8 protein-coding genes are annotated in these 15,992 nt (G+C 62.8%); 2 read left to right on the top strand and 6 right to left on the bottom strand.

What is annotated here, in order from left to right:
• Nucleotides 1–13 precede the first annotated feature (13 nt).
• Together CSE6_RS02200 and CSE6_RS02195 are read right to left on the bottom strand one after the other, a co-directional pair.
• Entirely contained in the window at nt 14–3,868 is a 3,855-nt protein-coding gene (locus CSE6_RS02200; protein ID WP_059439801.1) for a tetratricopeptide repeat protein, read from the bottom strand.
• On the bottom strand, nt 3,834–6,644 hold the full coding sequence (locus CSE6_RS02195; protein WP_059439800.1) for a bifunctional glycoside hydrolase 114/ polysaccharide deacetylase family protein: 2,811 nt from the start codon (nt 6,642–6,644) through the stop codon (nt 3,834–3,836). Before CSE6_RS02195 ends, CSE6_RS02200 begins: the two co-directional genes overlap by 35 nt.
• A gap of 374 nt (nt 6,645–7,018) precedes the next feature.
• Between CSE6_RS02195 and CSE6_RS25985 the strand changes: the two genes are divergently transcribed.
• Together CSE6_RS25985 and CSE6_RS02190 are read left to right on the top strand one after the other, a co-directional pair.
• On the top strand, nt 7,019–7,162 hold the full coding sequence (locus CSE6_RS25985; RefSeq protein WP_193751087.1) for a hypothetical protein: 144 nt from the start codon (nt 7,019–7,021) through the stop codon (nt 7,160–7,162).
• A complete protein-coding gene (locus CSE6_RS02190; protein WP_238585628.1) occupies nt 7,117–7,605 on the top strand; it encodes a DUF3293 domain-containing protein in 489 nt (162 codons plus the stop codon). Before CSE6_RS25985 ends, CSE6_RS02190 begins: the two co-directional genes overlap by 46 nt.
• 184 nt (nt 7,606–7,789) lie before the next feature.
• On the opposite strand, the gene CSE6_RS02185 is transcribed toward CSE6_RS02190, so the two are convergent.
• The 4 genes from CSE6_RS02185 to CSE6_RS02170 all read right to left on the bottom strand — a co-directional run bounded on the left by CSE6_RS02185 (nt 7,790) and on the right by CSE6_RS02170 (nt 15,891).
• Nucleotides 7,790–9,265 (bottom strand): glutamate synthase subunit beta, encoded by a 1,476-nt coding sequence (locus CSE6_RS02185; protein WP_012837053.1) that lies wholly within the window; start codon nt 9,263–9,265, stop codon nt 7,790–7,792.
• A 73-nt stretch (nt 9,266–9,338) separates the two neighbouring features.
• Nucleotides 9,339–14,075: a glutamate synthase-related protein gene (locus CSE6_RS02180; RefSeq protein ID WP_003074103.1), complete on the bottom strand. Its 4,737-nt coding sequence runs from the start codon at nt 14,073–14,075 to the stop codon at nt 9,339–9,341.
• A gap of 182 nt (nt 14,076–14,257) precedes the next feature.
• Nucleotides 14,258–14,965, bottom strand: coding sequence for a transposase (locus CSE6_RS02175; protein WP_034357436.1), 708 nt, complete (start codon nt 14,963–14,965; stop codon nt 14,258–14,260).
• Nucleotides 14,966–15,054: 89 nt separating this feature from the next.
• A complete protein-coding gene (locus CSE6_RS02170; protein ID WP_034357435.1) occupies nt 15,055–15,891 on the bottom strand; it encodes an IclR family transcriptional regulator in 837 nt (278 codons plus the stop codon).
• Nucleotides 15,892–15,992 lie beyond the last annotated feature (101 nt).

Genomic DNA, 15,992 nt, shown 5'->3' with positions numbered 1-15,992 from the left:
CTCCTTGAAATCTTCAGAAATGGAGGCGGTAGGCGAGCTGCAGCTCGCGGGTGGTGCCCGTGGTATTCACACCCGACTTGGAGAAATTCAGTCCCAGCATCAGGTGATCCGCCCCCAGCACACTGGTGGCCAGACCGAAGCTCAGGTCGTAGCCCGTGCCGTTGATGCTGTGGCGGGTCAGGGCCAGGCTGGCAAACGGCCGCAGTGCGCGCGAGTACTCCTGTGCATAAGGCATATTGGCCGAGATCCGCAGCCCCGAAAAACGGAAATTGCCGGGCAGCAGATAGTCCATGCCAGCCTCGCTTCCCGACGGCAGATAGCGCAGCACCGCCGCATCCCGGCCGCTCAGTCCCCCGGGGCTGTTGCGGCTGTAGCGATGCCAGGAGGTGAAGGCGTCGAACTGGACCAGGGGTGCCTCGCCGCGATAGCTATGGGTGTATTGCAGCGTGGTCTGGTTGCCCAGGCCCACGCGCGCACCGGTCTGCACATGGAAACGCTCATGGGCATACTCCAAGCTGAGCTGATCCAGCCGCGACAGCCTGTAAATTGCACCCACGGCCACGCGATCCTTCATGCCCCCCATGCGCATGGGCAGCGTTTCCTGCGTCGGCAGGTCGCGGCCCAGCGCAGCCTGAAGGCTCAGGCGGCTGTCCAGGATCTGGGTGTGCGAAAACTGCATGGGCACATAGCTGCTCATTCCCTGGCGCTGGCCCAGCATGAACTCGCTGCTGGAACCCTGAGTTTTGCGCGTCAGACGCAGGCCCAGGCCATGTTCGGACGATGGCGCCTGTACAAAGCCGCGGCCGTTCACGCTGCGGCGCGTGTGATCGGCATCGATGTCCAGCGCCCAGCGCGGACTTAACGCCAGATGCCAACTCAGGCGCCGTGCCCGCTCGTCTATGCCATCCAGCCGCCGGCTATGCAACTGCAGGCCTGCATGGTCGCTGAAGGCCAGCAGTTGCTCGGTAAGAGCCAGATGCAGGCTGTCGTCGTCGGGCTGGTCGTGCTGGGTCTCGAAGGCGGCAGACTGCGCCAGCCTGCCGTCGCCCGTCAGGGTCGCCGCATTGATGCGGTCGTAGCGCGACAGGCTGGCATCGTATTGCTCCAGCAACTGGCCGACCTGGGCATGATCCTTTTCGGCCAGTGCCACGGTGATCTCGGCCCAAAGTGGCCGGTTCGCCCGCTTGCTGCGGCTGAAGGCGTACTGCTGCCACAGATAGCCCCGCTCGGTCGAATATTCTCCCTTGTCCTGCAGCCAGGCAATGGCCAGCTCCACGGCCGCCGGGGAAAGCTCCCGGCCCGTATCGCGGTCCATGCGCATGAGCTCACGCAGCAGGACCAGCTCGTCATCGCCGTGCACTTGTGAGAGCATCAACCGGTTGCGGGCCTGACTCTGCACCTTGTCCAGGTCTTCGGGGCTCAGCCAGCGACGCAGCTTGCCACCCGAGGCTCGGCCTGCTGAAGTATCGGCCAACCCGACATCCCGCGTCTGGAGTGCCTGCCTGACCCACAGCTCGCGCCGCAGCCGCCAGGCCAGATCCACCTGCTGGTTTTGCTCGAGCGCATCGGCGTAGTTCATCATCCAGAGGAAGTCGTCGCCGTTCTCCTGCAGATGGGGGCGCAGATAGCGCTGCAGGGCCACAGCCGGGCGGGACAGAGCCATATAGGCAGCCGCCAGCGCATCGTGCATCTCCGGATCCTGAGCCCAGGCCGGCTCGGCCTGCGCCAGCATCGGCGCGAGCAGCGCGGCATTCTGCGTATCTATCAGCAGCCACAGCAGTGACTGACGCATCAGGGTCGAGCCCCCATCCAGGGCCAGGCCTTTTTGCAGCAGCTCCAGGGCTTTTCTTGCCTGTCCAACATGCTGGTAGTAAAGCGCTGCGGCGTGCAGAAAAGCCGGCTGCTGAAGCAGCAAACCGGCCGTCTTGGTGTCGGCCAAGGCGCGATCGATCTGCTGACCCGCATGGCTCCACTCGTTCAGATCTTCCAGCATATAGAGCGCCTGGGACAAATGGCGCGGATCGTGGAACTGATGCCATGCGCGCAGCGACACCCGAGCCGCCTCACCGCGATCGCTGCGAATCAGCAGATTGATGACCTCGTCGAAATCGCGCGCCTTGGCATCCTGCATTTCCAGCAAACGCCTGAAAGCGCCCAGTGCCAGGGCCTCCTGCTGCTGTTTCTGCGCCACCTCGCCCAGCAGTCGCCAGTATTCGGCCTCGGCTTCAGCTCCCATATCGGCCGGCACCCGTGCCTGGGCATCATCCAGCCAACTCAGGCCAAGCGCGCGCTCACCTTGCAGAAATGCCAGCACCGCGGCCGGCATGACATGGGCCGGAACGCGCTGCGCCGGATCGCGGAGCAGGCGTTTCCAGGCATTGAGCGCCACCACGGGTTGGCCGGCACGCTCGGCCAACTGGGCCAGCAGAATCTGCGCCTGCGGCGTGTTCCCATGGGCTTGCAGATAGTCGATCGCCGGCTGCGGCTCGGCCTGGCGCTCATAGGCCTGTACCAGCGCCTGCTGCAGTGCCGCATCGCCAGGACGTCGACCCAGTTCGTGCTTGATGCCTTCCACCAGCGCGCGATCGTCGAACAAGCCCGGCGCCAGTCGCATCACAGACTGCCAGGCAACCTCACGCTGCGTGGCCTGGGCAATGGCCAGCCAGTTGTCCAGGGCCACCTGCTGGCGCCCGCTCCACTCCGCCACCTGGGCCAGACGCTCGCGCCAAACCATATTCCCCGGAGCCTGGTGCACGGCAGCTGCGGCCACACGCCAGGCATCCTCGAGATTGCGGTTCTCGAGGAATACCTGGTAGCCCAGCTCATAGGTTTTGTCGTCGAACGGAAGTCCCGGAGCCTCTTTCCTAGCCGGTGCGGCAGTGTGCCGCAGCGTCCAACCCGGAGCCTTCCAGAGCACGGGATGCAGCGCCCAGGCACCATCGTCGGCCCCGCCGCCCCTATCAGCCACGGCCCGCATGTTCAGCCATTGCTGCTGCAGCGACAACTTGAGCAGTTGCTTGGCATAGCGCTCGGCCTCGGCCGAAGCGCCGGCCGCACGCGCCAGGCCTATCAGCCGGCGCAGCGTCTCGGGATCGCTGCCCAGCAGCTCCTCCTGCTCGCGCGCCAGCACCAGTGCTTGCTGGGCACGGTTGCCGGCCTGCAGCACCTGCAAGGCCTGCCACATATACTCGCGCGACTGCTGCACCTCCGGCGCCGCCGCGCTGGCCTCGCGCCACAGCAGGGAGGACTGCTCGTACATGGACAACCCCAGCGTCTGACGTGCAGCGGCCTCGTACACGCGCGCCTTGCGCTCAGGAGACACCTGTTTACGGGCCAGCTCCTCATAGATTTCCAGGGCCTGTGACTCATCGTTCAGCACCAGCGCCGAGGATGCCAGATAAAGGCTTTGCTCCTGGCTCAGATCGTCGCGCGGCACGGCCTTGAGCGCCTGCATCACCGCGGGTGCCAGCTGCCTGACCTGACCATCTGATCCATGGCCCCGCTGCTTGGTTTCCAGATAGCGCTGGTACAGCGTCTGCCAACGATCCCAGGCCTGAGCCGCGGCGCTGGGCAGAGCCTGCCTGCGCGCCTCTTCCTGGGCCTGTCGCATGGCCTCGAGCCGCTGTTGCTTGACCTTGAGCAGGCTCTGCAGACGTTCATTTCCCGGGTCGCTCTTGAGCAGATTGCTCAGGTAGTTGAGCGAAAGCTCGGAATCGTCCGCCGAATCGGCAAGCCGACGCTCCAGCGCCTGCTTGGGGAACAACATCCACAAGGCTCCTCCGATCAGCACTGCCAGCAGTGCAATCAGCCAGTGAGGAACCGTGGTCGGGCGCTCAGAGCGCACGGCATTGCGCTTGGAGTTGGGCACTGTGGCTGGCACTTCTGAAGGAGCGGATGGAGGAGCGGTCCGCAGCGGGAACCGCGCTGATGGAGGAACTGGCAGCGGCAGCGCTCAGCGAGCAGCCAGGCGGCAGATACATGCGCAGCTCCAGCGGCACATGACCTTCCAGCGTGAAGCGCAGACTGCCGTCGGCCTGGGTCTGCCAGTCCTTGAGGCGAGCATTGGCATCCACCAGATAGGGGGTGGAGGCGGTCGGTGCGGCCCCTGTACGCACCACCATCCGAGCTACGCCGTCGGTCAGGTGCAGATAGCTGCCGTCCACTCCCGGCGCATAGCCGGCAACGCCCGTGCTTTCGGCCATCACAGGAGTGCCCAGGCCCGGCGGCAGGCGCAGCGTACGCAATCGCCCGGGGCCGCGCAGGCGCCAGCCCTCGCCGTCCCGGCCGATCGCAAACTGGTAGAAATCCTCTACCTTGCGTATGTATTCCGAGCCGTAGACCGGGTGCAGCTTGCGGCTCAGCGCCCATTGATAGGCCTTGTGCAAGGCCTTGAGGCTGGCCTGCTTGCTGGCCGAATAGGAGTGGTAATAGATGTCCACCGCCTTGAAGCGTCGCGGCGCATCAGTCATCTCAAAGGTCTCGATAACGCGTTCGAAGCCGTAGAACGGGCCATGCCACAGATTGGTGTAGATGTTCTCGTTGGTGACCGGTGCATAGATCTGCAGATGCCCGCCCTTGTGTATGCCCCAGCTCTTGACCTCGGTGATGGACGGATTGCTGCGCATGATCGAGGTATCCCCGCCATTCATGTTCAGCAGGCCTGCGGCATCGGAGATGGCCAGCGCATCGGCGCCGGGTGCCGTATCGCCGGTCCACAGGAACACCTGGACCGGCTTGCCTGCGGGAGCCAAGCGCTGGCTGATGTAGTCGACCGAACCCACAATCTCCCGGCGCAGATCCATTTCATAGCCGGGAATGCTGAGGTTCAGGCTGGCCTCCTTGCTTTCGGCAAACAGTCCATGGCTTACGGAGCGGTCCCAGAGATAGGGGTGGGAATAGGAGTGGCTGGCGATCTCCACATGCGGCATGGCAAAGATGCGTTTGGCAATGCCCTCGAGCTGATCTGCCCATTGCGGATACAGGCCCTTGGGCGAAACCTCGGCCTCGATCACGGACACCGTGTGGGGAATACGGTAGCGCTCGAGGATCTCGCGGCGCAGCATCTCTCCGGCAAAGGGTGCACCGGGCGCTTCGGCCTTGGATGGGAATCCGTCTCCATCCACATGGGCCAGCAGCAGACGGCGGCCGTTCTCGGTGGTCACATCGGGGACGGGAATGTCTTCAAGCCGCAATGCCTGCTTGAGCAGCGCGAAAGGATCGACCACCCAGCGCGACTGCTCGGTGCCCGGCACGTCCGTCAGCACATAAGGCGTCATCACAAAACCGCCCCAGGGCGTGATGGCGGCAGAGACGAAGCGTCGGCCCTTGGCATCGTCAAAGGACAGCAGTTGCCGGCTTTGCTGCTGCAGCTGCGGCGTCAGCAGCCAGCCCGTGTAGTCGTGGGCCGGCAGCCCGGGCTCGGTCTCGAACCCCATGGCAGCCGCCTGCTCGGCCTTTTTCAGCGGAAAGGCCGGAACGGTCTCCATGGCGCGCACGCCCAGCGTGCTCGCAAGCGTACGATCCAGGGGCACGCCGGGCGCCTCCATCATCAGCAGCGGCATACCCTGCTGGACCTGGCGCACCATCCAGCTGCGCACATCCTTGAAGCGCGTGTCGGGAATGGCCCCGCCGAACCAGCTCACCACACCTGCGTAGCGATCCCGTCCCACGTCAGTGGGCAGTGCCGAGCGCACATCGGCATAGTCGACCACATAGCCCATGTAGTTGATGGGCATCTCGAGGAAGCGATGGGCCGATGCGTAATCGAGCGCGGGATCGTCGGCTCCGTTGTAGAGCACCAGTATCCGACGCGCCACGGCCTCGACCCGCCCCATGCCCAGGGTCTGCAGACCGGCATCGCTCACCCAGGCAATGATGCCCAGCTGCGCAATGCGCTGTGCGGTGGCCCGTGTAGTGTCGCGGTCATGCGGCGCCACATAGTCAATGGCCAGCACCGGCAGCTTGTCGCGCTCCCGTATGGTTTGCAGCTGCTGCAGAAGCCAGTCGCGGTCCTTGGCAGGAACTTCCACATAGCGCTTGAGATTGGCATCCCAGCCGCGATACAACGACTCGGCCGCCACCATCTGAATCTTGTCGCGCACTCGCGGCACGATCTCGAAGCCGCGGTTCAGTATCAGCTTGATGCCGGGAAAGCGGCTGTGCAAGGTGTCGATGACGCGGACCAGGCCATCCTGCTGCGCCGCTTCATCGAAGTGTGCGGCCAGGCGGTAGGAGTCCAGGGTATCCAGGAAAAAACCTCTGTAGCCCTTTTCCCAGAGCGGTGCAATCACTTGCTGAGCAAAGAACTCCGGCCACTGCGCCGGGGTCTGGTCGATCACGATGGAACGCCAGGCTCCATTGCGCGCCATCTGCCATGCGGCCGGCAGCTTCTTGAAGTAGGCCCGCTCCGGCAGTACTTCAGCTACCGAGGCATAGGCATAGAGTTCGCTGCCGGGCGCCTGGTCGCGCAAACGCTGCGGGTCGTAGCCATGGTCGGGCTCTACAACGGCAATGTCGTAAAGACCGAGTTCGCTCAGCGAAGCCTTGGCTCCATAGTAGATGGCAACCGACGGCTCCGCAGCCTGGCTGCTCCAACCGTACAACAAGGCGCAGCAGAACACGCAACTTCGCAGAAAAGCATTCACGACCAGGCCCTCATGTTGTTGGTTTACACGTTAATTGATAGTTATCATAAATTAATATGCATTTTTGAATTGTTATTAACTTTTAAATATATAGACTGACTCACGAATATTCTGTGTAGGTACGCTGCCAAATACCTACTAAAAACCCCGAAAATACTCAAACCCAATGACCCCCAATGACCCAAACGAAGCGCGGAGGAAATTCGCTCGGCTTGACTGGTCAGAAAGGGGTGCAAGCAAGGCTCCCCGGATCACTGCACCGCGCGCCAGGGCCGTGCGCGAATCGGCGTCCCGGCTGCTGTCCAGCGGATGAAGCCAATGTGGGGGACACTGTGGCACAGCACCATCTGGGCCGAATCTCCGGACGACTGACCATGAACCAGAACCACAGCGATGCGGCGCAATACGAGATCGATCTTTCGCCGGCCGGGCAATTGCCGGACTGGAAGGCAGAGCTTGATGTGGAACGCATGTGCGCGGACACCTGGCGCCGACAAAGCTCGGCCGCCACACCCTGAATCTGACGGGCATGCAGGACACGCAGCTTCCCTCTTCATTGCAGCAGGCTTACCGTCGCGCCGAATATCGCGTGCATGATCAAAGCGGGCTGGACTGGCGGCTGCAAGTCGACAGACTCCAGCCCCTGCTGCTCACGCACTACAGCGCACACCAGGTGGACTGCGCAAGCTTTCTCACGGCCTGCAATCCTCGGGGGCAGTTGCTGTCCGATGCGGACAACGCCAGGCGCATGCAGCAGCTGCGCCAGACGCTGCGCGTCGGCGCCTGGATATTTTCCGAAGGCCAGGGTCTGGATCCGCAAGGCCTGTGGCCCGGCGAAGCCAGCGTGCTGATATGGGGCATGGACGCCCCCACGGCCCGCGCCTGGGGCGAGCAATGGGAGCAGAACGCCGTGCTCTGGTGCGGCGCCGATGCCATCCCCCAGCTGCTATGGCTCAGATAAAGCGTTCTGATAGCAGCTTGCACACGCTCTTCCTAGTTATCAGCCACAAACCAATCCGAAATCGTTATTCATAAATCGCATGCAGCTATCAATTCAGCTACTAGTCGATTGAGGCCATAAAAAAAGGCGCCCCGGTGGGCGCCTGTGAAAATCTTGAATATGCCTTGGCTCGCAAGGCCTTGGCTCAGCGCGGCAGTTCGCTGGCGCCCATCAGGAACTCGTCCACGGCACGTGCGGCCTGGCGGCCTTCACGAATCGCCCACACGACCAGCGACTGGCCACGGCGGATGTCGCCGGCAGCGAACACCTTGGGCACGCTGGTGGCATAGCCGCCGATGAAATCGGTGCTGGCCTTGGCGTTGCCGCGTGCATCCTTGTCGACGCCAAAGGCTTCGAGCACGGTGGCGACAGGGTTCACAAAGCCCATGGCCAGCAGCACCAGATCCGCAGGCCAGACCTTTTCCGTGCCGGGCACTTCGCTCAGCTTGCCATCCTTGAACTCGACCTGGACGGTGGTCAGGCTCTTGACCTTGCCCTTTTCGCCGCCGAACTCCTTGGTGGAGATGGCGAACTCGCGGACCACGCCTTCGTCGTGGCTGGACGAGGTACGCAGCTTGATCGGCCAGTAAGGCCAGACCAGGGGCTTGTTCTCCTGCTCGGGCGGCATGGGCATGACCTCGAACTGGGTCACGCTCTTGGCGCCATGGCGGTTGGAGGTGCCCACGCAGTCGGAGCCGGTATCGCCACCGCCGATGACGATGACATGCTTGCCGTCAGCACGGATCTGGCCCTTGAGCTTGTCGCCCGCGTTGACCTTGTTCTGCTGGGGCAGGAACTCCATCGCGAAGTGCACGCCTTCGAGATCGCGGCCGGGCACGGGCAGATCACGCGACTGCTCGGAGCCGCCGGTCAGCAGCACGGCGTCGAACTCGGCATTGAGCTGCTCGGGGCTGATGGTTTCCTTGGCCCAGTTGGTGACCTTGGAATCCTTGCCCAGACCGTCCTTGCCGGCAATCAGCACGCCGGTGCGGATCTTCAGGCCTTCGGCCACCATCTGCTCGACACGGCGGTCGATCAGGCCCTTGTCCAGCTTGAAGTCGGGAATGCCGTAGCGCAGCAGGCCGCCCACGCGGTCGTTCTTCTCGAACAGGGTCACGTCGTGGCCGGCGCGCACCAGTTGCTGGGCCGCTGCCATGCCTGCAGGGCCGGCACCGACCACGGCCACCTTCTTGCCGGTCTTGTGCTTGGGCAGCAGGGGCTTGACCCAGCCTTCGCTCCAGGCACGGTCGATGATGGAGTGCTCGATGGACTTGATGCCGATGGCGTCGCCGTTGATATTGGCCACACAGGCAGCTTCGCAGGGTGCGGGGCAGATGCGGCCCGTGAACTCGGGGAAGTTGTTGGTGCTGTGCAGCGTGGTGATGGCGTTCTTCCAGTCACCCTGATACACGAGGTCGTTGAAGTCCGGAATGATGTTGTTGACCGGGCAGCCGTTGTTGCAGAACGGCGTGCCGCAGTCCATGCAGCGTGCAGCCTGCACCTTGGCCTGATCGGTCGTCAGGCCGATGACGAATTCCTTGTAGTGCTTGAGACGTTCCGCAACGGGGGCATAGCCCTCTTCGATGCGCTCGTATTCCATGAAGCCGGTGGTCTTTCCCATGATCTTTAATCCTTGAAATCTGTGTTCGCTTGCAGTGCGGTGGCCGCCTGGCCGCCACCGCTTGGAGCCGTGTTTACTTGGCGGCTACTGCTTCTTTCTGAGGAGCTGCTGGCGCTTTCGCAGCTTGCTTTTCCTTCTGTTTGCGTTCAAAGATCTCGCCGAGTGCACGCTGGTACTCGGTCGGGAACACCTTGACAAACTTGGCACGCGCTGCGGCCCAGTTGTCCAGCAGATCACGGGCACGCTTGGAACCCGTCCAGCGGCTGTGAGCCTCCACCATGTTGCGCAGCTGCTGATCGTCGCTTTGGCCGCGGTGCCAGATGCCGGGATCGACACGCGAGACAAACTCGTCGTGCGGCAGCACCTTCTCCAGCTTCACCGAAGCGGTGTTGCAACGCTCGGCAAACTTGCCGTCCTCGTCGTAGACATAGGCCACGCCGCCGCTCATGCCGGCCGCGAAGTTGCGGCCGGTCTTGCCCAGCACGACCACGGTACCGCCGGTCATGTATTCGCAGCCGTGGTCACCCACGCCTTCGACCACCGCCGTGGCGCCGGACAGACGCACGGCAAAGCGCTCGCCGGCCACGCCGCTGAAGAAGGCTTCACCGCTGGTGGCGCCGAACATCACGGTGTTGCCCACGATGGTGTTGGTAGTGGTCGAGCCACGGAACTCATGGCTGGGATGCACCACCACACGGCCGCCCGACAGGCCCTTGCCGGTGTAGTCGTTGGCTTCGCCGCTGAGGTTCAGCGTGATGCCGTTGCACAGGAAGGCACCGAAGGACTGGCCGCCCGTACCTTCGAAGTGGATGCGGATGGTGTCGTCTGGCAGGCCTTCGGCGTGATGCTTGGTCACCGCGCCCGAGAGCATGGCACCGACGGAGCGGTTTACGTTGCGCGCCACTTCCATGATGCGCACCTTCTCGCCGTTTTCGATGGCGGGCTTGCAGCGCTCGATGAGTTTGACGTCCAGCGCCTTGTCCAGCAGGTGATCCTGGCTTTCCACGTGATAGCGGGCCACGTCGGCAGGCACTTCGGGCTGGGCGAACAGACGGCTGAAGTCCAGACCCTGAGCCTTCCAGTGCTCGATGCCCTTGCGGGTGTCGAGCAGATCGGAGCGGCCGATCAGGTCGTCGAACTTGGCGATACCCAGCTGGGCCATGATCTGGCGCACTTCTTCGGCGATGAAGAAGAAATAGTTCACCACATGCTCGGGCTTGCCGGTGAACTTGGCACGCAGCACGGGATCTTGCGTGGCCACGCCCACGGGGCAGGTGTTGAGGTGGCACTTGCGCATCATGATGCAGCCTTCCACCACCAGCGGAGCCGTGGCAAAGCCGAACTCGTCGGCACCCAGCAGAGCGCCGATGATCACGTCGCGGCCGGTCTTCATCTGGCCGTCGGCCTGCACACGCACACGGCCGCGCAGACGGTTCAGCACCAGGGTCTGCTGGGTCTCGGCCAGGCCGATTTCCCAGGGGCCGCCCGCATGCTTGATGGAGGACCAGGGCGAGGCGCCGGTGCCGCCGTCGTGCCCTGCGATCACCAGGTGATCGCTCTTGCACTTGGTCACGCCTGCGGCAATCGTGCCCACACCGACTTCGGACACCAGCTTGGTGCTGATGCTGGCGTGCGGAGCCACGTTCTTCAGATCGTGGATCAGCTGCGCCAGGTCTTCGATCGAGTAGATGTCGTGGTGGGGAGGAGGCGAGATCAGGCCCACACCGGGCACCGAGTGACGCAGTGCACCGATGTAGTCGGAGACCTTGCCGCCGGGCAGCTGACCGCCTTCACCAGGCTTGGCGCCCTGAGCCATCTTGATCTGGATCTGGTCCGAAGAGGCCAGATACTCGGCAGTCACGCCGAAACGACCGGACGCGACCTGCTTGATCTTGGAGCGCAGCGAGTCGCCGGCCTGCAGTTCGATATCGGACTCGACCTTGTCCTTGCCGATGATTGAAGCCAGGGTTTCGCCCTTGCTGATGGGGATGCCCTTCAACTCGTTGCGATAGCGCTTGGGATCCTCGCCGCCTTCGCCGGTGTTGCTCTTGCCGCCGATGCGGTTCATGGCCACGGCCAGCGTGGCATGGGCTTCGGTGGAGATGGAGCCCAGCGACATGGCACCCGTGGCAAAGCGCTTCACGATTTCCTTGGCCGACTCGACCTGGTCCACTGGAATCGCCTTGGCGGGATCGAACTTGAACTCGAACAGGCCGCGCAGCGTCATGTGGCGCTTGGTCTGGTCGTTGATCAGTTGGGCGTATTCCTTGTAGGTGCTGAAGTTGTTGGCACGTGTGGAGTGCTGCAGCTTGGCAATCACGTCAGGCGTCCACATATGCTCTTCGCCACGGGCGCGCCAGGCGTACTCGCCGCCGGCATCCAGCATGGTTTCGAGCACGGGGTCGTCGCTGAAGGCAGCTTCATGGTTGCGGATGGTTTCCTCGGCGATCTCGAAGACGCCGATACCTTCCACACGGCTGGCCGTGCCCGTGAAGTACTTGTCCACGGTCTCGCTGTTCAGGCCCACGGCTTCGAACAGCTGGGCACCGCAGTAGGACATATAGGTGGACACGCCCATCTTGGACATGATCTTGGACAGCCCTTTGCCGATGGCCTTCACATAGTGATAGATGGCCTTGTCGGCAGTGATGGGCGCAGCTTCGCGGCTGAAGATGTCGACCAGGGTCTCCATCGCCAGATAGGGGTGCACGGCTTCCGCGCCGTAGCCGGCCAGCACGGCGAAGTGGTGCACTTCGCGGGCCGTGCCGGTTTCCACCACCAGACCGGCGGTGGTGCGCAGGCCTTCACGCACCAGATGCTGGTGGATGGCGGACAACGCCAGCAGCGCGGGGATGGCCACTTGCGTGGCGCTCATGTTGCGGTCGCTGATGATCAGGATGTTGGCACCGCCCTTGATCTCGTCCACGGCGTGGGCGCACAGCGAGGCCAGCTTGGCTTCCACGCCCTGCTTGCCCCAGGACAGCGGGTAGGTGATGTCGATCGTCGAGCTCTTGAACTTGCCGTTGGTGCGCTTCTCGATATCACGCAGCCTTGCCATGCCTTCGAAGTCGAGCACGGGCTGCTGCAGCTCCAGGCGCATGGGCGGGTTGACCTGGTTGATGTCCAGCAGGTTGGGCTTGGGGCCCACGAACGACACCAGCGACATCACGATCGCTTCGCGGATCGGGTCGATGGGGGGGTTCGTCACCTGGGCGAACATCTGACGGAAGTAGTTGTACAGCGGCTTGTTCTTGTCGGACAGCACGGCCAGCGGGCTGTCGTTGCCCATGGAGCCAATGCCTTCCTCGCCCTTTTCGGCCATCGGGGTCAGCAGAAACTTGATGTCTTCCTGCGTGAAGCCGAAGGCTTGCTGGCGGTCCAGCAAGGACAGCTCGGTCTTGGCAGCGGGAGCCTTGAAGTCGGCGGGGATTTCCACCTCGTCGAGCTTGATGCGCAGGTTCTCGATCCACTGCTTGTAAGGCTTGGTGTTGACGACGTTGGCCTTGAGCTCTTCGTCTTCGATCATGCGACCCTGCTCCAGGTCGATCAGCAGCATCTTGCCGGGCTGCAGGCGCCACTTGCGCACGATCTTGCTATCGGGCACGGGCAGCACGCCGGCTTCGGAAGCCAGGATCACCATATCGTCATCGGTGATGCAGTAGCGCGAGGGGCGCAGGCCGTTGCGGTCCAGCGTGGCGCCGATCTGGCGGCCATCGGTGAACACGATGGAGGCGGGGCCGTCCCAGGGCTCGATCATCGCAGCGTGGTATTCATAGAAGGCGCGGCGGCGCTCGTCCATGGCTTCGTGCTGCTCCCAGGGCTCGGGAATCATCATCATCACGGCCTGGCTGATGGGGTAGCCGGCCATGGTCAGCAGTTCCAGGCAGTTGTCGAAGGTGGCGGTGTCGGACTGGCCGGCAAAGCTGATGGGATAGAGCTTTTGCAGGTCTTCGCCCAGCACGGGAGAGGCCATCACGCCTTCGCGCGCCAGCATCCAGTTGTAGTTGCCGCGCACGGTGTTGATTTCACCGTTGTGGGCCACATAGCGGTAGGGGTGAGCCAGAGGCCACTCGGGGAAGGTGTTGGTGGAGAAACGCTGGTGCACCAGACCGATGGCCGAGACGCAGCGCTCGTCTGCCAGGTCGCGGTAGTAAACGCCCACCTGGTCGGCCAGCAGCAGGCCCTTGTAGACCACGGTGCGGCTGCTCATGCTGGGAACGTAGTATTCCTTGCTGTGCTTGAGGCCCAGGTTCTGGATGGCGGCCGAGGCCGTCTTGCGGATCACGTACAGCTTGCGCTCCAGCGCATCCTGCACGATGACATCGGCACCACGGCCGATGAAGACCTGGCGCAGGATGGGTTCCTTTTCCTGCACGGTGGGCGACATGGGCATGTCGCGGTTCACCGGCACATCGCGCCAGCCCAGCAGCACCTGGCCTTCGGCCTTGATGGCGCGCTCCATCTCCTGCTGGCAAGCCAGGCGCGAGGCATGTTCCTTGGGCAGGAAGATCATGCCCACGCCATATTCGCCGGCGGGAGGCAGTGCCACGCCCTGCTTGGCCATTTCCTCGCGGTAGAGCTGATCGGGGATCTGGATCAGGATACCGGCGCCGTCACCCATCAGAGGGTCTGCGCCCACGGCACCGCGATGGTCGATGTTTTCGAGGATCTTCAGTGCCCCCAGCACGATGTCATGGCGCTTCTGACCCTTGATATGGGCCACAAAGCCCAGACCGCAGGCATCGTGTTCGTTGCTCTTGGAGTACAGACCGTGGTCCTGGAGATACTTGATCTCGGCAGCAGTCGTCATGGGGAATCCTCTTATATCAATCGCGGGGAACGCAAGATTACGACATGACATGAAGTTATGCAATAAGTTTTAATTAGGGTCAGATTCTAATTAATTCCCAACTTTTCTTATTTGCATTTAATTAGGGACATATAAAAATAGAACAAAGCAATCCAATAAAAACAAGGAGTTGGAAAAGCCGTCTAGTCTTCGTGCACCGAAGCTGTGCGTACTGCAGGCCTACCGGCCTTCTGCCGCTTCACTCGCCGCTCGGTTTTTTGTTGCAAATTTTCAATGAAATCGGGCTCACCCAGAGCCCAGCCACGCAGTGCGGCATGGCTGATCTGCGCCTGGGTATCGGCATCCAGACCGGCTTCCACAGCCCTTACATATGCCGCATCTCTGGCAAACGGCGTGTTGCCCAGGGCCCAGAAAAGCGCGTGCGGGCTGATGAGCGCATCGCTTTGCAGACCTGCGTTGTGCGCATAGCTGGACCAGGGCCAGTCCACCGCGCGCTGCACCAGCCCGTCGCGCACGGGATTGAGATCCATGGAGACCATGGTGGCCATCAGCCATTGCTCGGCCTGCAGCACGGTGCAGCGATAGCGCCCCTCCCACAAGGTACCGGTACGCCCGTGGCGGTTGTTGAAGTAACGCACATAGCTGCGCCCCACGGCCTGCATGAATTGGGGCACGCCCTGCTCGGTCCTGGGCGTCAGCAGCAGATGGAAGTGATTGGGCATGAGCACATAGGCATGCACATCGACCTCGAAGCGCCGCGCCATCTCGCGCATCAGATCCAGCATGACCAGGCGATCCTGCGCGTCCACAAAGATCTCGCCGCTGTTGTTGCCACGCTGGATGATGTGGTGCGGCATGTTTGCCAGCGTGAGACGGGGAAGACGGGCCATGGAGCGGACTTGGACAGGGGCGACAGGGAAGGCGTTTCGGTCATTATGAAGCGTCGCGCCAGGGCCGACGCGTCCTCAGGCGCCAGACATCACAGATGCATGCGGCCCGAAGCACTCAGCAACTGGCTGATGTGGCGCGTAGCGGCCAGCAACTGCGGCAGCAACCGCTCGCGCATCATCTGCTCGCTGGTGCGGTTGGCCTGTCCGCTGATGTTGAGCGCCGCCACCGTCTGGCCGCGCGCGTTGCGTATGGGGGCGGCAATCGAGATCAGGCCCTCCTCCAGCTCCTGATTGAGCAAGGCCCAGCCCTGCTCGCGCACGCGGGCGATCTCGGCATACAGCTCGTCGTCGCCGGTCAGCGTGTGTCGCGTGAAGGCGCGCTGCTCGCGCCGGGCCATCAGCGCCCGCAGCTCATCGGGGGGCAGCGCCGCCAGCAGCACCCGGCCCATGGATGTCCAGAAGGCAGGCAGTCGCGAGCCCACGCCCAGATTGGTACTCATGATCTTGTGCGTGTGCACGCGCAGAACATAGACCACGTCCAGGCCTTCGAGCACCGCGGCCGAGCATGACTCCTTGACCTCGTCCACCAGCGCCTCCATGGCCGGCTCGGCCAAATTCCACAGCGGCGTGGAGCTCAGATAGGCAAAGCCCAGATCCAGGATGCGCGGCGTGAGTGCGTAGTACTTGCCATCGCTGCGCACATAGCCCAGCGTCTGCAGCGTCAGCAGGATGCGCCTTGCACCGGCACGCGTCAGACCCGTGGCGGCAGCCACCTCGCTGAGCGTCTGCTCAGGCGCCCTGGCGCTGAACGAACGTATGACTTCCAGCCCCCTGGCAAAGGACTGCACATAGCTGTCACCGGGCTTGAGCGAGACCGCTTCGCCCTCGACCGGGGTTTTCCCTGATGTGGTTTTTACAGTCTCCATTTTCATCATCCTTTTCTACAATTCTTTTAGCGAACAAATGTTCTATATACGAACATTTTAGCGCCAATGGCGCAGATCTTTGTGTAGAAAATTGGAGACAC

It is taken from the genome of Comamonas sp. E6, assembly GCF_001010305.1.
Classification (GTDB): Bacteria; Pseudomonadota; Gammaproteobacteria; order Burkholderiales; family Burkholderiaceae_C; genus Comamonas; species Comamonas thiooxydans.
The sequence above is the reverse complement of the archived record's forward strand: the minus strand, read 5'-3'. Positions and strand labels throughout refer to the sequence as shown.